24 protein-coding genes are annotated in these 24,331 nt (G+C 37.5%); 2 read left to right on the top strand and 22 right to left on the bottom strand.

Annotated features, from left to right (window positions below):
- Window positions 1-205 precede the first annotated feature (205 nt).
- The 14 genes from ribF to JZO76_RS10565 all read right to left on the bottom strand — a co-directional run bounded on the left by ribF (window position 206) and on the right by JZO76_RS10565 (window position 13,999).
- Window positions 206-1,144 carry a riboflavin biosynthesis protein RibF gene (gene ribF / locus JZO76_RS10630; RefSeq protein ID WP_206904057.1) on the bottom strand — a complete coding sequence of 313 codons (939 nt, stop codon included), beginning with the start codon at window positions 1,142-1,144 and terminating at the stop codon, window positions 206-208.
- A 4-nt stretch (window positions 1,145-1,148) separates the two neighbouring features.
- A complete protein-coding gene (truB, locus tag JZO76_RS10625) occupies window positions 1,149-2,072 on the bottom strand; it encodes a tRNA pseudouridine(55) synthase TruB (RefSeq protein ID WP_206904055.1) in 924 nt (307 codons plus the stop codon).
- Between the two features lie 99 nt (window positions 2,073-2,171).
- On the bottom strand, window positions 2,172-2,519 hold the full coding sequence (gene rbfA, locus JZO76_RS10620; RefSeq protein WP_206904052.1) for a 30S ribosome-binding factor RbfA: 348 nt from the start codon (window positions 2,517-2,519) through the stop codon (window positions 2,172-2,174).
- A 20-nt stretch (window positions 2,520-2,539) separates the two neighbouring features.
- Window positions 2,540-5,209: a translation initiation factor IF-2 gene (infB, locus tag JZO76_RS10615; protein ID WP_206904051.1), complete on the bottom strand. Its 2,670-nt coding sequence runs from the start codon at window positions 5,207-5,209 to the stop codon at window positions 2,540-2,542.
- A 12-nt stretch (window positions 5,210-5,221) separates the two neighbouring features.
- Window positions 5,222-5,524, bottom strand: coding sequence for a YlxQ-related RNA-binding protein (locus tag JZO76_RS10610; RefSeq protein ID WP_206904050.1), 303 nt, complete (start codon window positions 5,522-5,524; stop codon window positions 5,222-5,224).
- The gene (rnpM, locus tag JZO76_RS10605; protein ID WP_206904047.1) at window positions 5,517-5,813 is read right to left on the bottom strand and encodes an RNase P modulator RnpM; all 297 of its coding nucleotides are present in this window, start codon (window positions 5,811-5,813) and stop codon (window positions 5,517-5,519) included. Before rnpM ends, JZO76_RS10610 begins: the two co-directional genes overlap by 8 nt.
- 15 nt (window positions 5,814-5,828) lie before the next feature.
- Entirely contained in the window at window positions 5,829-7,037 is a 1,209-nt protein-coding gene (gene nusA / locus JZO76_RS10600; RefSeq protein WP_206904045.1) for a transcription termination factor NusA, read from the bottom strand.
- An 18-nt stretch (window positions 7,038-7,055) separates the two neighbouring features.
- On the bottom strand, window positions 7,056-7,529 hold the full coding sequence (rimP, locus tag JZO76_RS10595; protein WP_206904043.1) for a ribosome maturation factor RimP: 474 nt from the start codon (window positions 7,527-7,529) through the stop codon (window positions 7,056-7,058).
- A gap of 139 nt (window positions 7,530-7,668) precedes the next feature.
- Complete coding sequence (locus tag JZO76_RS10590) at window positions 7,669-8,016, bottom strand: DUF2752 domain-containing protein (protein ID WP_206904041.1); 348 nt, start codon at window positions 8,014-8,016, stop codon at window positions 7,669-7,671.
- Window positions 8,001-8,420, bottom strand: a complete 420-nt coding sequence (locus JZO76_RS10585) for a DUF4234 domain-containing protein (protein WP_206904038.1) — start codon at window positions 8,418-8,420, stop codon at window positions 8,001-8,003. Before JZO76_RS10585 ends, JZO76_RS10590 begins: the two co-directional genes overlap by 16 nt.
- Before the next feature lie 160 nt (window positions 8,421-8,580).
- Window positions 8,581-10,521 carry a threonine--tRNA ligase gene (gene thrS, locus JZO76_RS10580; protein ID WP_206904036.1) on the bottom strand — a complete coding sequence of 647 codons (1,941 nt, stop codon included), beginning with the start codon at window positions 10,519-10,521 and terminating at the stop codon, window positions 8,581-8,583.
- A gap of 291 nt (window positions 10,522-10,812) precedes the next feature.
- The gene (locus JZO76_RS10575; RefSeq protein WP_206904034.1) at window positions 10,813-10,989 is read right to left on the bottom strand and encodes a 2-hydroxymuconate tautomerase; all 177 of its coding nucleotides are present in this window, start codon (window positions 10,987-10,989) and stop codon (window positions 10,813-10,815) included.
- A gap of 257 nt (window positions 10,990-11,246) precedes the next feature.
- Window positions 11,247-13,028 (bottom strand): heavy metal translocating P-type ATPase, encoded by a 1,782-nt coding sequence (locus JZO76_RS10570; RefSeq protein ID WP_206904032.1) that lies wholly within the window; start codon window positions 13,026-13,028, stop codon window positions 11,247-11,249.
- 116 nt (window positions 13,029-13,144) lie between these two features.
- Complete coding sequence (locus JZO76_RS10565) at window positions 13,145-13,999, bottom strand: aminoglycoside 6-adenylyltransferase (protein ID WP_206904031.1); 855 nt, start codon at window positions 13,997-13,999, stop codon at window positions 13,145-13,147.
- Between the two features lie 118 nt (window positions 14,000-14,117).
- Here JZO76_RS10565 and helD point away from each other — a divergent pair, with 118 nt between their 5' ends.
- Window positions 14,118-16,397, top strand: a complete 2,280-nt coding sequence (gene helD / locus JZO76_RS10560) for an RNA polymerase recycling motor HelD (RefSeq protein WP_206904029.1) — start codon at window positions 14,118-14,120, stop codon at window positions 16,395-16,397.
- A gap of 82 nt (window positions 16,398-16,479) precedes the next feature.
- Here the strand turns inward: helD and JZO76_RS10555 are convergent, their stop codons facing one another.
- Together JZO76_RS10555 and glpK are read right to left on the bottom strand one after the other, a co-directional pair.
- Entirely contained in the window at window positions 16,480-17,127 is a 648-nt protein-coding gene (locus JZO76_RS10555; protein ID WP_206904027.1) for a hypothetical protein, read from the bottom strand.
- A gap of 96 nt (window positions 17,128-17,223) precedes the next feature.
- On the bottom strand, window positions 17,224-18,735 hold the full coding sequence (glpK, locus tag JZO76_RS10550) for a glycerol kinase GlpK (protein ID WP_206904026.1): 1,512 nt from the start codon (window positions 18,733-18,735) through the stop codon (window positions 17,224-17,226).
- Window positions 18,736-18,904: 169 nt separating this feature from the next.
- Here glpK and JZO76_RS10545 point away from each other — a divergent pair, with 169 nt between their 5' ends.
- Window positions 18,905-19,546, top strand: coding sequence for a DUF998 domain-containing protein (locus JZO76_RS10545; RefSeq protein WP_206904025.1), 642 nt, complete (start codon window positions 18,905-18,907; stop codon window positions 19,544-19,546).
- Between the two features lie 215 nt (window positions 19,547-19,761).
- Here JZO76_RS10545 and JZO76_RS10540 read toward each other — a convergent pair whose 3' ends face one another.
- From JZO76_RS10540 to rsfS, 6 genes are all read right to left on the bottom strand, one after another.
- Window positions 19,762-20,157 carry a DUF805 domain-containing protein gene (locus JZO76_RS10540; RefSeq protein ID WP_206904024.1) on the bottom strand — a complete coding sequence of 132 codons (396 nt, stop codon included), beginning with the start codon at window positions 20,155-20,157 and terminating at the stop codon, window positions 19,762-19,764.
- A 207-nt stretch (window positions 20,158-20,364) separates the two neighbouring features.
- Window positions 20,365-20,673, bottom strand: coding sequence for a hypothetical protein (locus JZO76_RS10535; RefSeq protein ID WP_206904023.1), 309 nt, complete (start codon window positions 20,671-20,673; stop codon window positions 20,365-20,367).
- Window positions 20,674-21,123: 450 nt separating this feature from the next.
- On the bottom strand, window positions 21,124-21,843 hold the full coding sequence (locus JZO76_RS10530) for a YebC/PmpR family DNA-binding transcriptional regulator (RefSeq protein WP_206904022.1): 720 nt from the start codon (window positions 21,841-21,843) through the stop codon (window positions 21,124-21,126).
- 94 nt (window positions 21,844-21,937) lie between these two features.
- Window positions 21,938-23,101, bottom strand: coding sequence for a nucleotidyltransferase (locus JZO76_RS10525; RefSeq protein WP_206904021.1), 1,164 nt, complete (start codon window positions 23,099-23,101; stop codon window positions 21,938-21,940).
- Window positions 23,102-23,208: 107 nt separating this feature from the next.
- On the bottom strand, window positions 23,209-23,943 hold the full coding sequence (locus JZO76_RS10520; protein ID WP_206904020.1) for a class I SAM-dependent DNA methyltransferase: 735 nt from the start codon (window positions 23,941-23,943) through the stop codon (window positions 23,209-23,211).
- Between the two features lies 1 nt (window position 23,944).
- A complete protein-coding gene (gene rsfS, locus JZO76_RS10515; protein WP_206904208.1) occupies window positions 23,945-24,286 on the bottom strand; it encodes a ribosome silencing factor in 342 nt (113 codons plus the stop codon).
- Between the last annotated feature and the right edge of the window lie 45 nt (window positions 24,287-24,331).

The raw sequence follows: 24,331 nt of genomic DNA, 5'->3' as shown, positions 1-24,331 counted from the left end.
CATAAAAACGCTTACATTTTTATTTTAGCAAAAAGACTGATAAAAATGCTCAATGTATCACAAATTATTTCGGTTTATCGTTGAGATTTGTTCTCACTAAACACATAAAATCCTTTAAAACAAATAAAAAAAGAAGCTTACTCATTGTCGTGACGCCGAAAAGTTAGCTTTTTTGGTCACAACGTTTTAGTAAACTTCTTTTTCTTTATTTTTTAAAATAGTCTTGTGTGTCTTTTTCATCTTGCTTTAATTGTGTAATCAATCCATCAGCACCGTCAAATTTTACTTGCTCACGGATTAGATGGTTGAAACGAACACGTACCGTTTCCCCATAGATATCTTTGTTAAAATCTAAGATAAAAACCTCAACTGTCAATTTTCTTCCTTCACCAAAAGTGTCGTTATGGCCAATGGAGCTCATTGCTTTATACCATTTGCCGGCTACTTTGATTTCTGAAACATAGACGCCTTCTTTAGGTAAGCGCACGCTGGCTTTAAAACGAATATTAGCTGTCGGATAGCCAAGCGTGCGACCACGGGCTTCTCCATGAACCACTAAACCTTCAATTTCGTAAATATAGCCCAATAGCCGTGTAACTTCTTCCATATTGCCTTCATCCAATAGATCGCGAATTCTAGTAGAACTGATTTTATCACCAGCTAAAGTTTCTTTTGCAACAGTGATAATTTCAAAACGATCTTTGGCGTATTGAGGCAAGTGAGAGACATCTGCAATATCTTTTGGACCATAAGTATAATCAAAACCACTCACAGCAGCCACTGCATGTAGTCCCACAATATACTGATCGACAAAATCTTGCGGTTTTAAATAGGCAAAATTAGAGGTGAATTCAATTTCATATAAATAGTCCACACCCAAACGCTCCATGTGATACTCTTTTTGCTTTAAGGTCGTCAAATATTTCAAATTTTCTCCTTCTTGTTTTTTAAACACGACAGAAGGATGTTGGTTAAATGTCATTACGGCCAGTTTAACCCCTTTTTCTTCAGCTAATTTTTTACCAGCTAAAATAACTTTTTGATGCCCGCGATGAACGCCATCAAAAAAACCCAGTACTAACACAACTGGCTCGTTGGGAATTTGCTCTTTTGTATAAGGGTGATGAATTTGGATAATTTTCACAATATTAGACCTCAGTTCGTAACATTTTTAAAGGTTTCAACTTATTTTTTTCTTTAGAATTACTCTCATATAAAGCTACAACTTTTCCAGCATAATATAAAGCAATCGGCTCACTTGGCACTTTTTCCAGACCAAAAGCCGTTGGAGATAAGCGCATACCATTTTTAACCTGCTGCCAGATTTTATCATCGATATTTACTTTATGAAAAGCAGCAATCCCATATTCAATTGGCAGTATATATTCTAAGATAGTCTGATTTTCTACCGCATCGGCTACTTGAGCTAAGGTTAGGGACTGAGAAACTTTTAAACCGCCACTTTCCAGACGTGTTAGATCAGACATATGAGCGGGAACACCAAGTTTTTTTCCGGTGTCCACTGCCAAAGTTCGCACATAAGTTCCTTTGCCACACGCAACTTCAAAACGCCAATTTTGCGTTTTTGCCTTTTCATCGAAAGTGGGCTCACTGGTACGTCGAAAACTTTTAATCATTGCTTTTCTTTTCGGTCGTTCAACTGTTAAGCCAGCTCTGGCGTATTCATACAATCTTTTACCATTAACTTTCACAGCCGAGTACATAGGGGGAATCTGTGTAATTTCACCCTCCATTGTTTTCATAGCCGCATCGATTTCAGCATTCGTAAAAGGAGTATTTATTGGCATAACTTCAACTTTTTCCCCAGAAGCATCTTCTGTTGTTGTCGTATAACCAACTGTGATTTCGCCACTATAAACTTTGCCACTATCTTGCATAAATTCAATCACTTTTGTACCTTTGCCGATACAAATAGGTAAAATACCATCGACATCTGGGTCAAGTGTACCACCATGACCAATTTTTTTTGTTTTTAAAATTTTACGTAATTTAAAGACACAGTCATGACTCGTCATACCGCGTTCTTTCCATAAAGCTAAAATGCCGTCCATTCTAACTCCTCGCTATCTCTTTAATTCAACTCAACTGCCCCATTATAGCAGAAAAAAAGCTACTCCAAAAGGTTTCCCTTTCAAAGTAGCTTCCATTTATCAATCCTTGTGTAAGTTACGGATCATTTCGTCGATTTTGTTACCATATTGCACAGAGCTATCAAGTTCAAAAACGATTTCCGGTGTTTTATACAATGTTAACCGTTGACCTAATTCACGGCGAATTAAACCACTCGCTTTTTCTAGTCCAGCTTGCGCCTTTTGTTTGTCAGAAGCAAGATCTGATAAAATACTGTAAAAAATTGTCGCTTGTTGCAAATCTCCCGTTACTCGGACATCTGTTATGGTGACATCTTGAACCCGAGGATCCCGGACTCTTTTACGTAAAATATCATTCACTTCTCTTAAAATCTCGTGGGCAACACGACGATCACGATAATTGGCCATAATTACGCCCTCCATTTATCTTAGTCGTTTTTGATTTCTTCCATTACATAAGCTTCAATGACATCGTCAACTTTCACGTCATTAAATTTGTCAACCATAGCGCCACATTCAAAGCCTTGTTTTACTTCTTTTACATCGTCTTTAAACCGTTTCAAACTAGCAAGTACGCCTTCGTAAATAACGATACCATCACGAATAACCCGTACGCCACTATCGCGACGAATAAAGCCATCAGTTACAAAGCAACCCGCAATTGTTCCAACTTTGGAAACTTTATATGTTTCTCGAACCACCATTTGACCTGTAATTTTTTCTTCAAACTCAGGATCAAGTAACCCTTTCATCGCAGTTTCAATTTCTTCGATTGCTTTGTAGATAATCCGGTGCAAACGAATATCTACCGTTTCAGCATCGGCTTGTTGTTTTGCTTGTGGTGTTGGTCGTACGTTAAAGCCAATGATAATCGCGTTACTTGCAGCTGCTAAGGTTACGTCGCTTTCATTAATGGCACCAACTGCTGAATGGACGATATTAACCCGCACACCTTCAACTTCAATCTTTTGCAATGAAGCAGCTAGAGCTTCTGCTGAACCTTGTACATCGGCTTTAATGATAACGTTAACTTCTTTTAATTCGCCTTCTTTTAGGCTTTCAAATAAGTTATCCAATGTTACACGGCTATTGGAAGCGCGTTGTTCCATCAACGCCCGTTTTGCCCGTTCTTCACCGGCAGCACGTGCTGTTTTTTCATCTTCAAAAACAACAAAACGATCACCAGCTTGTGGCACATCATTTAAACCAGTAATTTCGACTGGTGTTGCTGGACCTACTGCTTTATCACGACGACCTAAATCATTAGTCATAACCCGCACACGGCCGTAAGTATTACCGACAACAATTGGATCACCAACATGTAAAGTTCCTTGTTGTACTAATAACGTTGCAACTGGACCTTTCCCTTTATCTAAGCGAGCTTCAATCACTGTACCGATTGCCCGTTGACTTGGATCTGCTTTTAAGTCTTCTACTTCAGCAACTAATAAAATCATTTCCAAAAGTTCGTCGATGTTTTGACCGAATTTCGCTGAAATTTCAACAAAAATGGTGTCGCCACCCCAACTTTCAGGAATCAATTCGTATTCACTTAATTCTTGCATTACATGTTGTGGGTTAGCACCAGGTTTATCAATTTTATTTACTGCAACAATAATTGGCACTTTTGCCGCTTTTGCATGGTTAATTGCTTCAACTGTTTGTGGCATTACTCCGTCATCTGCAGCTACTACTAAAATTGTGATATCTGTGATACTGGCTCCTCGTGCACGCATACTTGTAAAGGCCGCATGCCCTGGTGTATCCAAGAAAGTAATTGGTTTACCGTCAATATCAATTTGGTAAGCCCCAATATGCTGCGTAATCCCCCCCGCTTCACCACTTGTAACACGAGAATGGCGCAAGGTATCAAGTAATGTTGTTTTACCATGGTCAACGTGCCCCATAATAGTAACAACTGGCGGACGCGGTACCAAGTTTTCTGCAACGACTTCTTCAGCTTCAAAGAATTTATCAATATCAGCGATATCTACTTGAACTTTTTCTTGTGCTTCAATACCATAGTCTGTCGCTAAAAGTTCAATTGTGTCTTTATCCAAGGCTTGGTTTTGGTTAACCATAACCCCCATCATAAATAATTTTTTGATGATTTCCGCTGGTTCACGGTGGATTTTTTTAGCGATATCGGCTACGTTCATGCCTTCTGTATATTCCAATACTTCAGGTAATTCACGGAATTTACGTGGTGGTACAGCAGGTTTATTGGAAACTTGTTGTTTTCCTTTTTTACCTTTTTTCTTGAACTTATTCCGATTTTGTTGGTAAGCTCCTTGACGATTTTGTTGACCGTAATTTTTATTGCGGTTGTCATTACTACGGTTGCCACCTTTATTACCATCAGCTTTAGCCGCTGGTTGGTTACTTGCAGGTTTTGCAGCCGGTTTATTCGTGTTAGCCACAGGTTTTGTTGCTGGTCTTTGTTGTCCAGCTGGCTTTTGTTGACTTGTAGTTTTTTGATTTTGTGGTTTTTGTTGCGGAGCTTGTTGAGCTGGTCTTTGTTGTCCAGTTTGATTACTCCGTTTTTGGTTATTATTATTAATAGGCTTTTGATCCTCCGTTTTTTTGTTCACTACTGGTTGATTGACCGACGCAGTTTTTTGTTGTTTATTTTCAGAATTCATTGGAGCTACTTTAGCAGTCGGCGATACAGTATTATTTGAACGGTTGTTTTGTGGTGCTTGTGATTTGTTTGTACCAACTTGTGGACGGTTTTGATTTGGTTGACTTTGTTGTTGTCCTCTATTGTGGTCCTTGTTTTGACCTTGATTGCGGTTTTGTCCTTGTTTGTTGCTCGGATTGTTCCGATTTTGAAACTTCGGATTATTCCGTTGGGTCACAAATTTTTTATGTTCAGGTTTTTTTGCTTCATCTGGGTTAGCTGGTTGGGATGCAGGTTTTGGAGCATTGCCAGTACTTTCATTGACGCCAACTGCTTGGCGTAACTTTTTCTCCTCAGTATCTGAGATTGCTCCCATATGATTTTTCACATCAAATCCTAAAGATTGTGCTTTATCCACTAATTCTTTGCTAGATTTGTTGATTTCTTTTGCAAGTTCATAAATTCGTTTTTTTCCCATGCAATCACCTTCCTAACCTTGTATTAATTCTCCTATCTTTTTGGCAAAGCCGTTATCTAAGATGCCAATAACCATTCGGGGCTTGCCGATCGCACCTCCAATTTCCAAGGCGGTTAAACGATCTGTGTAGGGAATTTTATAATAAGTGCACTTATCACTTATATTTTTATGGGTATTTTTGCCCGCATCTGCGGCGATTAATACCAAACGAGCTTTGTTGCGACGAATCTCTTTTAATGTCAGTTCTTCGCCAGTGACCAACTTTCCAGCGCGCATTGCTAAACCTAACATGTTCAATACCTTATTTTTATCCATTGCCAAATAACTCACGACGGGCTTTTTGATGGGTGACGTAATCAAGGAGTTCTTGATAAAACGCATCAGTCAACGTAGTTTCTAAAACGCGATCCAAAATCTTTTTGTCCCAAGCCATTTGAACTTCTTCTGGCTCAATCGCAACATAAGCGCCGCGGCCTGGTAATTTACCAGTAGGGTCAATCGAAACAACGCCTTCTTTAGAACGAGTAATACGAATCAGTTCTTTTTTTGGCTTCATTTCACCGGAAACAACGGATTTGCGTAAAGGAATCTTGCGTTTCTTCATGAAATCACCTCCTGATTAATCCTCTTTTCCTTCGTCAAAAGCAATATTTTCGTAGTCATCACTCGTCATATCACTGTTTTCAATCACTTCATCAACCGGCTGTGTTGGTGTATCTTCAACAGAAATTTCCTCAGTTGAAAACTCCCCTTCATCGATATAGTCGCCTTCTTCTAATTTGGCATAAAACTCTTCCATATCAGATTCTGCTTTAATATCAATTTTGTAGCCGGTTAATTTTGCTGCCAAACGAGCATTTTGCCCCCGTTTACCAATTGCAAGTGAAAGTTGGTAATCCGGTACGACAACGGTACACGCCCGAGGGTTATCCAAATCAAAGATAACATCTTGTGCTTCAGCAGGATTTAAAGCATTTGCAATATAAATTGCTGGATCTTCATCCCACTCGACAATATCCATATTTTCACCTTTTAATTCATTAACAATCGCTTGAACCCGTTGTCCTTTTGGCCCAACGCAAGTGCCAACAGGATCAATATTAGGGTCATCAGAACGAACTGCAACTTTTGAACGATCGCCTGCTTCTCTTGCGATGCTAACAATCTCTACAGTACCATCATAAACTTCTGGTACTTCTTGTTCAAATAAACGGCGTAATAAATCTGGATGTGAGCGACTAACAAAGACTTGTGGGCCTTTTGATGTGTTTTCAACGCGAGAAACATAGACCTTAATCCGGTCATGGGGTTGATAAAACTCATTTGGCATTTGATCTTGTTTTGACAAAACAGCTTCGATTTTACCTAAGTTAACATAGATGTAGCGATTGTCTTGACGTTCAACAATCCCTTGCATAATGTCTTTTTCATAGGCAGAAAATTCATTATAAATAATCGTTCTTTCTGCTTCTCTGACCCGTTGTAAAATGACTTGTTTTGCAGTCTGTGCCGCAATGCGACCAAAGTCTTTAGGCGTTACTTCAAAACGAATTTTATCGCCAATTTCATAAGCAGGATTAATTTTAATCGCTTCTTTTAAAGAGACTTCTAATTGTGAATCCATAACTTCTTCTGTTACTTCTTTAACAGCGTAAACATGGATATCGCCTTTTTTTTGATTGAATTCCACTTCAACGTTTTGGGCTTGGCCATAGTGACGTTTATAAGCTGAAACTAAAGCGGCTTCTAACGCTTCAATTACGATTTCTTTTGAGATGCCTTTTTCAGCTTCTAATGCATCTAGTGCATTTAACATTTCTTTACTCATCTGCTTGGGACTCCTTTTTTAAAATTGAATAGCTAAGCGAGCTTTGGCAATATTTTTACGATCAAAAGTCAATTCTTTTTCCCGTGTTTTAATTTTGATTTTTAATACTAGTTCTGTTTCACTAAGCGACATTAAAAACCCTTCATATTGCTTTTGGCCATCGATTGCTTGGTATAATGAAATATGGATATATTCACCTACAGCTTTTTCATAATCCGCTTCTTTTTTCAACGGTCGTTCGGCACCAGGGGATGACACCTCTAAAAAGTAAGCTTGGGGAATCGGATCGGGATCCAAACTATCCAACTTTTCACTTAATTTCTCACTTACATAAGCGCACTCTTCAATATCAATGCCGCCTTCTTTGTCGATGAATACGCGCAAAAACCAGCTTTTGCCTTCTTTAACAAACTCGACTTCTACTAATTCAAAATTTTGTTCATCTAAAATCGGCTGAACCAAACCAGTTACTGTCTCTACAACTGTACTCAACAATCATCGCCTCCTTGGACCAATTCTTTTCATTAAAAAGAGTGAGGGAAAAAATCCCTCACTCCACTAAGTATCATTACCGTTACACATTGTAACACAATTTTTTGAAAATCACAACTGAAAGCAGAAATGACGTTATTTAAGTAGTGAAAATTTGCCAAAGTTTTGGTAAAAAAGCATTAAAATTGAAATCTAATGGTGCTTTATCTGGAAAAAGTGTCATCATTCGGATGAAATAGACACAAATAAACAGACCGGCAATGCTAAGCCACCAATACTTGTTTTTTAAAACTTGTTGCGCGCACGCTTTTTTTAAACTAATAAAATATAAAAGAACTAATAAGATAATCACCCAAAAAAGCGGATGATAAGAAAAAGCACCACTAATATCCCCATGGGCTAAATGAATAAATGAACGGGTCATACCACACATTGGGCAAGGCATCCCTGTAATGGCTCGTAACGGACATTCTAATAATCCGACCATTCGTCATCATCTTCTATCTGGTTGGCTGGTGTTTTTGCAGGCGTGAAATTATAATAAATATCGTTTAAATCCGATTGCACAATGGCCATATTGATAACTGCAAGTCCAAAAATACGCAAAACAATAAAAAGCAACTTATTATCACTGCGAAATGGTCGCTGCGCTTTTTTTTGTGCTGCCATCACAAGATCATTGATTTTATACCACCAATAAAACATATATAAGCCACACGTAAGCAAACCAAACAATAATGTCCAACCAGGTTTTATGCAGTAATCACCTGTAAATTCATTCAAATCTCGTGTCGTCACATAAATCCAATAAATACCATAAATTCCTCCTGTAATTAAGGTCAATAAAATCACAGCAATAACTGAGCGCCTTTGCAAAATAGGATGTATCACATTAAACTCCCCTTTTCAACCAGTTCAATATGTAAAAGAAGCTGCCTCCTTTTACTTTTTTACATTTCAAAAATAATTTTCCTGTATGAAAATTCTTCAGAACTTTCACAAATTACTTTATCATATAAATGTTTAAAAAGGCAGGTCAGCTTCAAAAAAATTATACGCGGCTGTAATTATTCACTTCAGCGGCAATCGCATCCACAAAAATATTCAACTCTTCAACAGAAGTCTCTTTACTTCCATAACGGCGTACATTTACTGTTGCATCTTTTACTTCATTATCGCCAACAACTAATTGATATGGAATTTTTTGTGTTTGGGAAGCACGAATTTTATACCCCATTTTTTCATTGCGATCATCAACTTCAACACGAATTCCTTTTTCTTGCAAACGTTCTTTGATTTCATAAGCGTAATCTGAATGTGCTTCAACAGAAACAGGAATAATTGTCGCTTGGATCGGTGCTAACCAAGTTGGAAAAGCTCCTTTGTAAACTTCTGTTAAATAAGCGACAAAGCGTTCCATTGTTGAAACAATTCCTCGGTGGATAACAACAGGACGATGTGTATTTTCACCATCTTCACCCACATACGTTAAGTCAAAGCGTTCTGGTAATAAGAAGTCTAATTGGATAGTAGACAGTGTTTCTTCCATCCCCAAGGCTGTTTTAACTTGAACATCAAGTTTTGGACCATAAAAGGCTGCTTCCCCTTCTGCTTCAAAATATTCCAAACCAAGTTCATCCATCGCAGCTTTCAACATTGTCTGTGCGTTTTCCCACATTGCGTCATCATCAAAATATTTTTCAGTATTATTTGGGTCACGATAGCTCAAGCGGAAGCGATAGTCAGTAATATTGAAATCAGCATAGACATTCACCATCAAATCAAGTGTCCGTTTAAATTCATCTTTAATTTGGTCGGGACGAACAAAAGTATGGCCGTCATTTAATGTCATCTCCCGAACCCGTTGTAGCCCTGACAATGCACCTGATTTTTCATAACGATGCATCATACCAAGTTCAGCAATTCGAATTGGTAACTCACGATAAGAGTGTATGTCGTTTTTGTAAACCATCATATGGTGTGGGCAATTCATTGGACGTAAAACGAGCATTTCCCCATCCCCCATATCCATTGGCGGAAACATATCTTCGTGGTAGTGATCCCAGTGTCCAGAAGTTTTATACAATTCAACATCTGCCATGATTGGCGTATAAACATGTTGGTAGCCAAGACTTACTTCTTTATCAACAATATAACGTTCGATGGTACGACGAATTGTTGCACCTTTTGGTAACCAGAATGGCAAGCCAGAGCCAACTTCTGGTGAAACCATAAATAAATCTAATTCTTTACCTAATTTACGGTGATCACGTTCTTTGGCTTCTTCTCTTTGTTTGATAAACTCTTTTAAATCTTTCTTATCAAAAAAGGCTGTTCCGTAAACACGTTGCATCATGTGATTGTCTGAATTTCCTCGCCAGTACGCACCAGCTACAGATAATAATTTGAAAACTTGAATACGACCTGTTGACGGAATATGAGGTCCACGGCATAAATCGACAAATTCTCCTTGACGGTAAGCAGTAATAATTTCATCAGCTGGTAATTCACTGATTAATTCAACTTTGTAAGGATCTTCTTTAAACAATGCTAAAGCTTCATCTTTAGATAAAACTAAACGTTCAATTGGCAAATTTTCCTTAACGATTTTCGTCATTTCTGCTTCAATAGCCGGTAGATCTTCCGCAGTAATTGGGTGATCACCATTATCTGTATCGTAGTAAAAACCACTTTCAATTGCCGGGCCGACACCAAAGTGAATATTTGGGAATAAGCGACGAGCTGCTTGCGCCATCAAATGCGCAGTCGAGTGGCGCAATAAAGGTAGCGCTTCTTCATCAGCTGGTGTAATAATCGCTATGGTAGCATCCGCTTCAATTGGACGACTCAAATCGACTAATTCTCCGTTTACTTTGCCAGCTAACGCTTTTTTAGCCAAGCTATTGGAAATACTAGCTGCGATATCTTTAGTTGTTACACCGGCTTCAAATTCTTTTTTCGCGCCATCTGGAAACGTAATTGTAATTGCCATAAATAATTCCTCCTTAATAATAAAAAAAGTCCTAGCGCTACAATAGCACTAGGACGTAATTAACGTGGTTCCACCTAATTTTAAGACAAATATTGTCTCCTTCTCTTAAAGCAGGTAACGGTTGCTTTCCGCCTGAGATTAATCAGGAGTTCATAAAGTGGTCATCATTTGGTTTTCTGCTAGAAAACTTTCAGCAATTGTTTTCCTCTCTGTTACAGACTCTCAAAGTCAGTTGGCTTTAATAAGTTGTTTTTATTTAAACACTTCTTTTTGAAAAATGCAAGAATGAACTTACTTAAATTCACCATTTACGGCATAAGTCCCTTTTTTCATTTCATTTATAATAACGTGGATGTGTTCTTTTGGGGCCCCTGTATTTTTATGGACTGCTTCTGTGACGTCTTTCATCATTGCAGCTAATTGTTCTTTATTGCGGCCTTCAACTAATTCGATGTGAACAAATGGCATATCTTTCACTTCCTTTTTTTAATTACCTTTATTTTAACCATAAACCAAAAGAAATGTCTCCTATAAAACCCGAATTGTTTAGATACAATGCATTGCTTTTGAGATATATTTTAAAAGTTGACAACCTTTTTTATTTAGGCGCGACTTAGCCGTATATTATCCTCTTATCCGTCTTGTAACTAGTTGTAAAAGACGACTCCATATTCTTTCACAAAAGGTTTTATTATTTTTTATTGTGCTTTATCCTTTACTGGCTTTCAATCATTTTTAGCCCGCAAAGCACTCAAAATTGAAACGGTGTCAACAACCTCTTGTAACATTGCCCCAATTAACGCTGGGATTACACCAGTGCTTGCAATCAGCATTAAACCCACACAGATAAAAATACCAATCAAAACTGACTGACGCGCAATTTTCATCGTATCTTGTGCGACCTCCACTGCTGTGGCAACACGGCTTAAATCATCTTTCAAAATAACAGCGTCTGCGCTCTCCGAAGCGGCAGAAGATCCATGCGCCCCCATCGCAATTCCAACATCGGCAATCGCTAAGGCGGGCGCATCATTAATGCCATCGCCAACCATAATTAATGGACGCTCAGTTTTTGCTACATTTTTTAAGACATTAATTTTATCTTGTGGTAAACACTCAGCAAAGACTGCCTGAATGCCAACTTCAGTAGCAGTCGACTCTGCAATTTTTTTACGATCTCCAGTTAACATAATTTCATTATCGACACCTAAAAAACGTAATTGCGCGATTGTTTTTTGCGCTTCAGGTCTTATTTCATCTGTAAAAGTTACACTACCGATGTATTGATCATCTAAAGAAGCAAAAATCATCGTTTTGTCCCCCGCTTGAACAGCCCCATGCGCAAAATCAGCACGCCCAATTTTAATTACTTGCCCATTTATTTCACCTTTTACACCAGAACCGACTACCTCTTCCAAATTTGTAACCGGCACTAGTGGCACACGTTTTTGCGCATAAGATACAAGAGAACGGGCCAGGATATGCAATGATTCTTGTTCAGCACTGGCCAAGTAGCTCAAAAATTTATCTTCAGAAAAACCAGCGACTGGATTTATTTTTTCAACAGTTAATTGACCTTTTGTAATCGTCCCAGTTTTATCAAAGGCAATAGTTTTGGCTGCGGCTAGCTTTTCAACTGTCGTGCCCGTTTTTACTACGATCCCATTACGACTGGAACGACTCATTCCAGCAACTAAAGCAACGGGCGCTGCTAAAATCAACGGGCAAGGAGAAGCTACAACTAAGACTTCTGCAAAACGAACCGGATCTTTGGTCACAAACCAAGCAATACCTCCAATTAAATAGGCAACCGCCGTAAACGGAACTGCGTAGCGATCTGCCATCCGGACAAAATGAGCCGGTTTTTCCTGAGATTCTTTCACCAGCTTGACAATTTGCTGGTACTGGGAGTCTTCTGCTAATGAGGTTACTTTATAGAGCAGTGTGCCTTCTCCATTCACAGAACCTGACATAATTTCATCCCCAATATTTTTATCAACTAGTCGGGATTCTCCTGTTAAAGAAGATTCATCAACACTTCCAGCTTGTAATGCCTCTCCGTCAACAGGTACGATTTCATGTGGTTTTACAACTAAAACATCGTTGACTTGCACTTTATCTAACGTTAAATCTTCTAAGCGCTCACCAATTTTACGGTGAGCGATTTGCGGCGAGTTGTCTAATAAAGATTGTAATTCCCGTCCTGCTTGCCGACTCGCGTAATCTTCTAGACTATCGCCACCTGTTAACATAATCAAAATCATCAAGCTAGCCCAATATTCGCCAACTGCTAATGTTGCAACAATCGCAGTAATCGCTAAAATATCTACTCCGTAACGACCAGAGCGCAATGTCTTAATCATTTCAATTAACATGGTCAAGGCCATAACGCCACCTACAATCGTGACTAAAAGATAAGCCCATTGCCCTTGTTTTAAAATAAATTCAAAGAAGAGGGCAAACGCACCTACTACTAATGTTAAGAAAAATTTTTTAAAATGACTCATTTTCATTCCCCACCTTCCCACTTACTACTGTAAGCCTCAATTAAAGGATAGCTTTCTTAGCTTAAAATAGAAATGAAAAAGTGCTAACTGAAACAAATAATCATTTACAATTAGATTTATAAATTACCAGGATACCATTGTCTACAGTAATCTAAGACATTTTCAGCAGTTTGTAAATCATATGAAAAGCCACATTTCTCTGCATAGCTTATTGCATTTTGTTGAAATAATTGTTGCGTTGCAAAAAGGCTCTCCCATGTTTTTGCCAGCGTAGTAAAATCAAATAATCCCATTAAATTTTGAGAAACATCCGCTTGTAAAAAATGTAGTAAATACTTATCATTTTTACCGGTATCAATTTTATCATTGTACTTTAAGGCAACTTGCCAAGTGAGTAAGCGGCGTAACTCCTTTTGACAAGTTCCATAGAGATGATCAATTGCATAAAGATTTTCTTGGCGCCACAGTCCCTTCACCACATAAGTAGATACCCACCAAAATTCGTTACAACAATCTAAAAATTCTGCTTGAGTAGGTTTTTTTACAAAATAAGGCGTCTTACTATTTTGTGAAAATGTAGGCAAAAGATGCGTGGGATCCCAAAGCGTTTTTACGATTTTTTCCTGGGCTAACCATTCCTCTTTATTTTTTATGGGACACAAAGTTAAATCGATGCGATTCCCATCCAAAAACAACATTAAAAATGTAAAACAAGCCTCTAATGTGGCAGGAAATAAGGTCATTTCTTCAGGACATTGCATAATCAATCTTTTACCAAAATTTTCTAACCAACTTCTATCACGCAGTAGTGTCTTTTTTTCATCAACTAAATAAACAACATCATAATCTTGAAAGCTATCTTTTGTAGCATTGGGATTTACTCTGGAACCAGTCAACGCTACGGCTTTAACTTGTGGTTGGGATTTGGCAATATTTAAAATCAAATCATACATTTCTTTTTCAGTACGCATTTTCTTATCCTTTCTTTTCAAAGTTTCCAATGCCCAGTCTTTTTTTCAACCCGAAAACTGTGCTATAATTTTATGGCGTGATTTTTTATCACACTTTTACGAAACGGAGGCTTGTTTTATGGATGAACGTGCCAAAGAGCAGCAACATGTCGAATGGACAATTGCGCTTATTTACAACGAGCAACAATTAATTAAAGAACAACAACAACAATTAAGTGGCAAAATGCAAGCCGAACTAAAAGAAGTAGCCGACCATCAAATTCGTGGTGGCTCAGACGAAGCATTTTACGAATCCGCGGTTGAATATCGCCAACATGAACAAGAACTATTATTAAAATACCACACTGCCGAAAGCCAAGGAAAACGTTTAAAAACTTTGGCTACTATGAAAGACAATCCCTACTTTGCTCGAATAGATTTTACTGAGGGCAAAGAAGGCAAAGAAACACTTTATCTTGGAATCGCTTCTTTACGGGATAAAAACCAAGAAACCATCGTCATTGATTGGCGCGCGCCAATTGCCAATCTTTACTATGAAGGTGAATTAGGTCCTGCCTTTTACGAAACTGACCACGATCGTTATGAAGTAGAACTTTTACTTAAGCGGCAATTTAAAATTCAAGCGGGTAAAATGCTTTCGATGGTAGACACATCAGAAGTAATCAACGATGAGTTTTTATTAGAAATTCTAGATGAAGCTTCTTCTTCTCAGATGAAAAATATTGTCTCCACCATTCAAAAAGCGCAAAACAAAATTATTCGCGATACCACCAGTAAGATAATGTTAATTGAAGGAATTGCTGGTAGCGGTAAAACGTCAGCACTCTTACAGCGAATTGCATTTTTATTATATCGCAATCGCAAATGGTTAGCTGATGAACAGGTACTCTTGTTTTCACCAAATCACTTATTTTCTGACTATATTTCTATGGTTTTGCCTTCATTAGGAGAAAGTACAGTTCCAACGCGGACATTTCGTGCCTTTATGGATCAATTATTACCAAATTTTACAATTGAAAAAGAAGCAGAACAAGAAACTGTCTTTTTAACTGGTAATGAAAAACAAAGTGAACGCCTTAAAAGTAGTTTGGTCTTAGTTAAAGCAAGTAAGAATTACATTCAAAAAATTACACAATTAGGACCTTTGTTCCGCAATCTTAAAATTAACGGGCAAACTTTAATTTCTACAAAACAAATGCGCAATTGGTACGAAGAAACAAATCCTAACTTACCGCTTTATCAACGAACACAACTTTTACAGACAAAACTGCTAAAAAAAGTTGGCGGTTTACAAAAAGATGAAGCGAAAAAAAGCTGGGTGAAAGATGCTGCAGAAGAAGAATTACAACAATACTTTGCTGACCATCCGAATTTAACCGATTCTGAAGAAAATGAACGAAAATTACGGAATCAAATCAAAAAGCAAATTGTTAAGCGCCATTTTCGTAGCATGGTAAAAAGCATCAATCGATTTCAATTTATTAACTTTTCAAAGCAATACCTCCACTTTTTACAAAGTATTCCAAAGAAAGTTTTATCAGCTCACCACGTTGATCTAACCCAGTGGCAAAAAAGCATTGAAGAAACGCGCAGGCTGTTAAAAAATCGTCTTTTAAAACAAGAAGACGCAGTTTTGTTCTTTTTATTGTTAAAAGGATTGCGCCCAGTCGACTTACCTGTACAAGCACGCTTTATTTTTATTGACGAAATGCAAGACTTTCCCCCTGCGCAAGTAGCCCTTTTGCGAGAATTATACCCGCAGGCTAATCTGACTTTATGTGGTGATTTAAATCAAAAAGTTTTTGGTAATGAAACAATTGTGGGAAATTTAGCTGATCTTTTTTCAGATCAAGTAGTTACCCGTTATCAGCTAACCACTAGTTATCGTTCAACCAAAGAAATTACCGATTTTGCCAATCAGTTTTTATCTGAAGATGATACTGTGGAGTTGACCGCCAGAAAAGGTGATCTACCGACGCTTGTTACAGGCTTTAATGAACAGCAATGTTTGACTTATTTAAAAAATGATCTAAAAGCAAATGAAGCAAAAGCCAAATACTGGCGTACCGCCATTATTTGCCGCACTAGTCAAGACTGCGTGAACTTGTATCATGCGCTAGATCAAGATTTACAAAAAGAAATTCAATTAATTGTCTCTGAAGAAGACTTTATGAAACGTCGTATTATGATTATTCCGGCCTATTTGGCAAAGGGATTAGAATTTGATCGCGTCTATGCTTGGCAAGTAGATGAAAGTTTCAAAACACCACAAGATCGTTTAATTTTCTATACGATTGCAACGCGGGCAATGCATGAATTAACGGTGATAAGCCCGGAAGTTCTATCGCCATTTTTTGATACAGCCGATCCTTTAACCTTTAATAAAATCGTCTTATAACTATTTTAGCCATAAAAACCCAAACCAATGACAAGCACTGCCGAAATTTTTCGCAGCTGCTAGCAATAGGTTTGGGTATTTTTTATATGAATAATTTCGTATTGGGATATTTCAATTGAATTAATTGCAAAATCATTTTTAATTCTGAGTATTGCTTTTTATCTTCTTCATCAAAGATTTTTGCGTGGCGACCAACCAGTCCGTTATCTAATAGTCGATGTTGCTTGTTCCATTCTTTAAAGGTAGCAAGGTTAGCACAATGACTTATTGGCAAACCAGCCGCATCTAAAATCTCCGATAGACGAAAAACTAAAAAAGCACTGTCAATTACAGTAAATTCATGATACAGACGCTTATTTTTTACCTTTTCGTAATCCTGTAAGATGACTTTTTGCGGTTCATTTTTTAAATACCATGCTAATAAAATGAAAAAACTCTCCAAACGATACTCTTCCGAAAAAAGTTCATAACTTTCTGGATTATGGCGGAATACTAAGGGAATTAAATATTTTTTACGATAGATTAACATGGGTGCTTGGGTTACAGAGTAGTAAACATAACGATTTAAATAACCCGCGCCTCGAAAATCCCCCAAGCGATAGCCATCGACACCAAAACTTTGACACCTCCGTGCTAAAGTTGAACAATCACTAACCGAGACGGCTAATTCTGCCTTTTGTTGGTAATCACTTAAAATGCGATCAAAGGGTTCTAAACTAATTTTTTCCAAAGATTTCCACCACCTTAAAGATAACGTTTCCACTCAATTAGTATACCATATTTTTTTCAAATACAAGTACTTGCTAACTAGTCTGGGAAAAAAACGTTATTTTTCTAATGGTCGATGCTTAAAGCCCATAGTAGCATTTACTGCCTCTTGCCACCCTGCATATAAATTTTCGCAAATTTCTTTTGCCATTTTTGGTTCAAAGGATTTTCCCTGCGCTTGAAATGTTTGCAATTCATCTAAGTCTTGCCAAAAACCAACAGCAAGACCGGCTAAATAAGCTACTCCTAAAGCCGTAGTTTCTAGATAGCTGGCTCTTTCAACTGGCGTTTGTAAAATATCTGCTTGAAATTGCAATAACAGCTCATTTTTTGAGGCGCCACCGTCAACTTTTAAAATGGTAATCGGTGTTTTGGCATCTTCTGCCATCGTTTTAACAACGTCACAAGTTTGATAAGCTAATGACTCCAGTGTTGCACGAATTAAATGTTCTTTTGTTGTACCACGAGTCAAACCAAAAATTGCACCGCGCGCTTCTTGGTCCCAATAAGGTGCACCTAATCCAGTAAAAGCCGGAACAACATACACATTATCACTATCTTTAACACGACTGGCATAAGTCTCAGAATCCGGCGCTTGATCAAACAAACGCAGTCCGTCGCGTAACCATTGAATAGCAGAACCTGCAACAAAAATACTCCCTTCTAATGCATAAGTAATTTTGCCGTTAATTCCATAACCAATGGTCGTCAACAATCCATTTTGAGAAGTGATTGCATCACTGCCGGTATTCATAACAATAAAGGCACCTGTTCCATACGTATTTTTGACATTGCCAACTTCAAAAGCCTGCTGCCCAAACAACGCAGCTTGTTGATCACCGGCCATACCTGCGATTGGGATTTTTTGACCATAAAATAAATAATCGTCTGTGTAACCATAAATTTCAGAATTTGAACGGACTTCAGGCAATAATGTTTTGGGAATATCCAAAAGACTTAGAATTTCTTCATCCCAACCCAAGTCGTGAATGTTAAACATCATTGTTCGACTGGCATTCGTGTAATCGGTCACGTGAACCTTACCGCCAGTTAATTTCCACAAAAGCCACGTGTCAATTGTTCCAAATAACAATGTACCTTCTTCTGCCTGCTTTCTTGCACCACGAACGTTATCTAAAATCCATTTTACCTTTGTCGCCGAAAAATAAGAGTCAATCAAAAGGCCAGTCTTTTGTTGAATCATTTCGCTATGACCTGCTTCTTTTAAAGCTGCCGCAATTTCATTTGTTTGCTTTGACTGCCATACAATCGCATTATAAATTGGTTCTCCTGTTTCTTTATCCCAGATTACTGTCGTTTCCCGCTGATTGGTAATCCCGATTGCTGCAATTTGATGTGGCTTAATATTGCCATCGATTAAGGCATCTGCAATCACTGACTGAATTGAATTCCAAATTTCAACCGGATTGTGTTCTACCCAGCCGGCTTTAGGAAAAATCTGAGGAAATTCCCGCTGTGCACTAACCACAGCTTTTCCTGCTTTATTAAAAATGATGGCCCGAGAACTAGTTGTTCCTTGGTCCAACGCTAAAATGTATTTTGCTTTCACACGATTAACCTCTTTCTTTCTATCTTCAAAGCATTAATAGTATAGCACAATTTGACAATTTTCCGATTAGGATTTGGTAGCCCTTACGCAAAGTCTTTTTAGTTTCCAAGTTAACCAAATAAGATTAAAATATTATTTGTAAGTAAATTGAATTATTGGAGTGATTAACATGAAATTGTTAAAAGAATATGGCTTTTATTTATTGTTATTAGCCATTGTCAGTGAGATCGCACTCCCTTTTATTTTGGCGAAGTACTATCCCAATTATAGTCAAATTAATGATCTCATCTCAACCTTTGGTGAAACCGACAGCCCGACAAAATGGGCGTTTAAAATCTGGGAAATTATTAACGGTACTCTCTTTGTCTTAAGTGGCCCAGCTATCTTTCAGCGGTTCAAAGAAACAAATTCTCAACTGGCGTTTGTTCTTTCTTTGATGGTAATTTTGTTTGGTATTGGCGACTGTATTATTACCGGTATTTTCGACCGAGCAGCTAACTCCAGCGAAGTAGACTTCACCTCACTGCTTCACAATTACGCTTCAGGAGCAGGATTTGTTGCACTTTTAGTGGGAACATTACTTTTATTTCTCCTCTATCAAAAAGAAAAAAATTCAGTAATGATTATTTTATTACCACTTATTTTTATTGCCGCTTTGATTTTTATGTTTTTATTTGCAATGCCAAAAATCCCAATTATTAGCCAATTCCAAGTTTCCCATCGGGGATTATGGCAACGGCTCAACTTATGGTTTTTATATTTGCCATATTTTATTGCCGCGCTACAAAGTCTTTTTACCAAGTCAGCATAATAAAAAAGTTACTTGCACTCAGTTGCCTTGCTAACAATAAAAAATTTCGGCTTAAGGCTTAGAAGCCAGTTTGAGGGGCTTAAAAGGGCTAAAGTAGTCCTATTAATATTTTTTCTTGTGAAAAATAAAATGGATACTTCTGTGCCGCCAGACAAAAAAAGCACCTGCAACACTTCACTGTGAAATGTTGCAGGTGCTTTTTTTAGCTTTTCATCCTAAAATTCTGATTGATTCTGAGGCCAACGTGTATTGGATTTACTTGGCAAAATTAGGGTAATGAAAATAACGATCGTACCGATTATTGGAATTAAGTAAAACAAAATCCACCAATTGCTGTGATTGCGATCATGTAGGCGTCTTGCTCGTACAGTAAAATTAGCGAGCCAGATTAATGCATTTAATAAAATAAAAATGATCGTAATCGTGTTCCACTCTTTGATGACCGTCACATCATCTGGTGTAATTTCTATATAACGGCTAACACCAGTTAGAATGGAGTAAAGTGCCAATACCAAATAATTCACGAGTTGTGGCCACCAATATTGCCCTCTTTTTGCAGAGGCATTCATTACAGTCATATTATGCCAGTATTCTTTATATGCTTGAATCATATTATCCCCTCCTATTCCACTATCCCAAAGCTTGGAAAAGTTGTCAAAAATTAAGCTTAAATATGCTAATTTAGAGTTTGCCTCCTTTTTGCGATTTTATCTTGAAAAAAATCAGCTTAAGATAGCGTCCAAATTATTTTAACTTAATCAAACAGGAGCGGTCTTTTACTTATTTTTAGCTTCAAATATTTGATCTGACGAGCCGTTTTATTTTTCTTTTTTTAAATCACTCCAACTAAACCCGCTATCGACAATATCCACCAGTAAAAGTGGTATCCCAATCAAAACAGCAAGATCTGGCGGTGAGACATAATTAAGGTCGGCATTCAAAAATACACTGGCCAATTCTGGAATATCTTTTATAAAGGTAGCAAACAAAGCTAATACAAATAGCGCTATTCTAACGATAATCGTTGCAAGTAAAGCCTTTTTCTTTTCACTACTATTAAAAAATCTACCCGCTATCGCAAATGCAAGATAAACAAAAACTAAAATCGGAACACTTTTTATTCCCATCATCTTTCCCCCTTGTAAAAGCATACCACTTTGATAGAAAAATATGACAAAAATCTCCACTTTCAACTCAATTCTATAAATGAATTAGCCTTTTTGTACTTATTCTGGATAACACCACTAAGCATGTACTTTTTTATTGTTCTAATGCTGTTCTTTTAACTCAGAAGTGTTGAACCCATCGAATTGTCGTGCTATTCTTTTTCCATGGTATGATATTGAAATTTTCTCCTTTGTAGGCTGTTAGCATCGGTTGGCTAACAGCCTTTTAATTTTTTTAGTTTCAATTAAGGAAAACAGTTACGCAATTTTAAATAAACAAAAAAAGAGAGCTACTTTTTGATAAGCTCCCCTAACTAGGTCAAAGAAAAATTAAATTCTAGTTATTGGAGCATATCAATTAGTAGTCCTCTTTTTAACTATTCGTAACTTTTATATTCTATGTTAACTATCTTAATCGTCCAATTCTACATTGTGGAAGATTTGTTGTACATCTTCCAAATCGTCTAAGGCATCGATCATTTTTTCAAATTTTTCTAAGTCTTCGCCTGTTAATTGGATTTCATTTTGAGGCATCATTTGAATTTCTGCTACTGAAAACTCAGCAATTCCTTTTTCCTTTAATGCTGCTTGAATACTGTTAAAGTCCTCTGGTTCCCCATAAACGATGATTTGATCGTCTTCTTTTGTAACATCGCGAACATCAATGTCTTTTTCCATTAGGTATTCTAAAATTTCATCGGCATCTTCGCCGGCAAAACCAAAAATCGCAGTATTATCAAACATGTAACTAACAGCTCCAGATACTCCCATATTCCCGCCATTTTTACCAAAAGCAGCGCGAACATCAGCAGCAGTACGATTAACGTTATTGGTTAAAGCATCTACGATTACCATTGAGCCATTTGGCCCAAAGCCTTCATAACGCAACTCTTGATAATTTTCATCGCCAGATCCTTTTGCTTTTTCAATCGCACGATCAATGATGTGTTTTGGCACATTATACGTTTTCGCCCGTTCGATAACAAAACGTAATTTTTGGTTGGCGTGGGGATCAGGATCACCTGATTTTGCTGCTGCGTAGATTTCAATCCCAAATTTTGCATAAACACGACTATTTGCACCGTCTTTTGCGGTCTTTTTCGCGACGATATTTGCCCACTTACGACCCATACTTTCACTTCCGTTTCTATATTATTCAACTGACGAAAAAACGTCCTTTTCCATTATACTTGTGTGAAGGCTTCCTGTGAAGTATTTTTTAGTCTCAATTCAATTTCAAAGGCCTTCGACCAAAATTTTGTTCGCTAATGTCTTTACTTGCCAACCGATAAATTTCATCGGCTCTTAAAGTTAAGGGGACTTGATTGGCACCACTTTTGCCGATTTTTGCAAGTAGTGGCCAAGGGGTCACTTTTTTAAGTTGATTCAAATATTTTTGTCCTTTACGGTTAAACCCGAGTATACGCAAATAATTATCTGACCAAGCAAGCTGCATTTCAGCACGTGTAATATTCAACAAAATATAACATAGCTGTCTTTGAATCCGGGTTAATGTATAGTGCTTTGATTTTACTTGAGACAAAAAATCCGTAAAATCTGTGGTATTAAGTGCAGTTTGCTGCATTTTCAAGGCAAGCCCTGATTCCATTTGATAGAGGATTAATAAATCTTCTAGGCTACTACTCATTAAGCGGTAACGTAAATAAGGCCAAAAGTTATGCCAATCAACAAAATATTTTTCTACACTTTGTTTTGTCTTGGTTGGTACAAAATTAGAAATATCGCCATCTTCTTGAAGCAGCTTACGAATTGCTGTAGCGCTGGCGATTTTTCCATCTGTAATTTGAATATCGTGATAACCTGCTTTTTGTCTTTTAATAGCAATTAAATTCATCGGATTTTGTAGCTGCGCATTTTCTTTGGCATAACTCAAACCCAAAATATGATTAGGCAACATTTGATTAACTTGCGGTAGGTTAAACAGTTCCTGATAAACTTCTTGCATAATTTGTGGATACGTCTTTTTTTGATCCGCCTTTCGTTGAAACAGTGCCTTTATTTCAGCAGACTGCCGATTCAACTGTTGTCCAAAGGCATTATAATCAAACGTTGCATCATAATCAGTTCCAAAGCACAAACTATCACATTGTAATGCTGCCAGCGTTTTGATGCCGCCTTTTGCAAATATGTCCGCTGCTTGGCAAGCGTATTGAATGGGTAATTCAATTACTAAATCCACACCATGAGCCAGTGCAGCATCTGCTCTTTGCCATTTATCCACCACCGCTGGCTCTCCTCGCTGCAAAAAATTTCCGCTCATTACAGCAATGACAACGTCCGCCTGACTTTTCTTGCGGGCTGTTTTGATATGATAAAGATGGCCATTATGAAAGGGATTGTATTCAACAATAACACCGCAAGCTTTCATTTTTCTTTCCTTTCTTTTTAAAACAGGTAATTATGACATAAACAAATATAACCGGACTGATATGTTAAAACGTTTCATATCTTGCGTCCGGATAATTTTGTATTCACTTATTTTTGACAAACAAAAAACCAACGGCGCGTTTTTTCATTTGGCTGACTATCGGTGAAATCACCAAAGCACTCTATCTGATTAAACCCAGCATTTTCCAACATTCTTTGATAAAGTTCCAATGAGTAAGTACGTTCTTTATGCAACTCATCTCTGCGTTCAAATAAATCGCACTCTGTGTTTTGCGCGACAAAAAAAGTTAGAAAATGTTCAATACTATCAGGTAGCTTTCCTTGATAACTTTCCCACAAAAAAGCAAACTCATCGGTTTGATAATGGTAGTTATAATCAGGAAAAACTTCATTGATTTGATAAAGAGAGTGAACATCAAAAATGAAGATTCCCTCTTTTTTTAACAGCTGATAGACACCATCAAAAACTTGTTGAACGGCTTGTTCATCTGGCATATAGCATAGTGAATCCGAAAAGCAGGTAACAGCTTCGTATTCGCCGATATCATTTAAATCCAGCATATCACCTTCAATAAATTGTACCGAAACATCCGCTTCAAAAGCTCGTTGGCTTGCAATCATTAACATTTCTTCCGATAAATCTAAAGCCGTCACATCATAACCGTCTTTGGCAAAGCGACAGGCTAGTGCCCCGGTACCACATGCCAATTCTAGTAATTGTTTTTTTTGCTTTAAATGGCGCTTTGAAAATTCATACCATTTTTCATATAGACTTTTATCCATCACTTCATCATAAACAAAAGCAAATGTTTCATATGTCATTTTAAGATACAAGCCATGCATTTAGGTCAACTAAAGGTGCGTCAGACCACAATTTTTCTAAATTGTAAAATTCCCGCTCGCTTGTGCTAAATACGTGGACAATAACATCCCCTAGATCAATTAAAACCCATTTAGCTCCGTCTTTACCTTCAATTCTTTTGATGGCAACTCCTTGTGTTTCTTCTTTTTCGACGATTTCATCAATGATCGCATTAATCTGACGTTCACTATTTGCAGAACAAATTAAAAAATAATCTGCCAATAGGGAAATTTCTCGCACATCTAATGCAATAATATCTTGCGCATGTTTTGAATCAGCAGCTTCTACTGCTGTTTGTAAAATCTTTTCACTTTCTATGGTAGTTCCCTCCTATATTTGGTGTTACGT

This window comes from Candidatus Enterococcus myersii, assembly GCF_017316025.1.
GTDB lineage: Bacteria > Bacillota > Bacilli > Lactobacillales > Enterococcaceae > Enterococcus_C > Enterococcus_C montenegrensis.
Note: the sequence above shows the minus strand (reverse complement) of the source record. Positions and strands in the feature narration are given on the sequence as shown.

Coding starts and splice junctions, on each gene's coding strand:
- JZO76_RS10565 (WP_206904031.1), bottom strand. CDS start 13,999: ATGCGTACTGAAAAAGAAATGTATGATTTGATTTTAAATATTGCCAAA.
- rnpM (WP_206904047.1), bottom strand. CDS start 5,813: ATGAAGAAACGCAAGATTCCTTTACGCAAATCCGTTGTTTCCGGTGAA.
- thrS (WP_206904036.1), bottom strand. CDS start 10,521: ATGGCAATTACAATTACGTTTCCAGATGGCGCGAAAAAAGAATTTGAA.
- infB (WP_206904051.1), bottom strand. CDS start 5,209: ATGGGAAAAAAACGAATTTATGAACTTGCAAAAGAAATCAACAAATCT.
- nusA (WP_206904045.1), bottom strand. CDS start 7,037: ATGAGTAAAGAAATGTTAAATGCACTAGATGCATTAGAAGCTGAAAAA.
- rbfA (WP_206904052.1), bottom strand. CDS start 2,519: ATGGCCAATTATCGTGATCGTCGTGTTGCCCACGAGATTTTAAGAGAA.
- JZO76_RS10530 (WP_206904022.1), bottom strand. CDS start 21,843: ATGGGTCGTAAGTGGGCAAATATCGTCGCGAAAAAGACCGCAAAAGAC.
- JZO76_RS10535 (WP_206904023.1), bottom strand. CDS start 20,673: ATGGGAATAAAAAGTGTTCCGATTTTAGTTTTTGTTTATCTTGCATTT.
- truB (WP_206904055.1), bottom strand. CDS start 2,072: ATGGACGGCATTTTAGCTTTATGGAAAGAACGCGGTATGACGAGTCAT.
- JZO76_RS10545 (WP_206904025.1), top strand. CDS start 18,905: ATGAAATTGTTAAAAGAATATGGCTTTTATTTATTGTTATTAGCCATT.
- helD (WP_206904029.1), top strand. CDS start 14,118: ATGGATGAACGTGCCAAAGAGCAGCAACATGTCGAATGGACAATTGCG.
- JZO76_RS10520 (WP_206904020.1), bottom strand. CDS start 23,943: ATGACATATGAAACATTTGCTTTTGTTTATGATGAAGTGATGGATAAA.
- JZO76_RS10570 (WP_206904032.1), bottom strand. CDS start 13,028: ATGAGTCATTTTAAAAAATTTTTCTTAACATTAGTAGTAGGTGCGTTT.
- JZO76_RS10590 (WP_206904041.1), bottom strand. CDS start 8,016: ATGGTCGGATTATTAGAATGTCCGTTACGAGCCATTACAGGGATGCCT.
- JZO76_RS10525 (WP_206904021.1), bottom strand. CDS start 23,101: ATGAAAGCTTGCGGTGTTATTGTTGAATACAATCCCTTTCATAATGGC.
- JZO76_RS10575 (WP_206904034.1), bottom strand. CDS start 10,989: ATGCCATTTGTTCACATCGAATTAGTTGAAGGCCGCAATAAAGAACAA.
- JZO76_RS10540 (WP_206904024.1), bottom strand. CDS start 20,157: ATGATTCAAGCATATAAAGAATACTGGCATAATATGACTGTAATGAAT.
- JZO76_RS10610 (WP_206904050.1), bottom strand. CDS start 5,524: ATGGATAAAAATAAGGTATTGAACATGTTAGGTTTAGCAATGCGCGCT.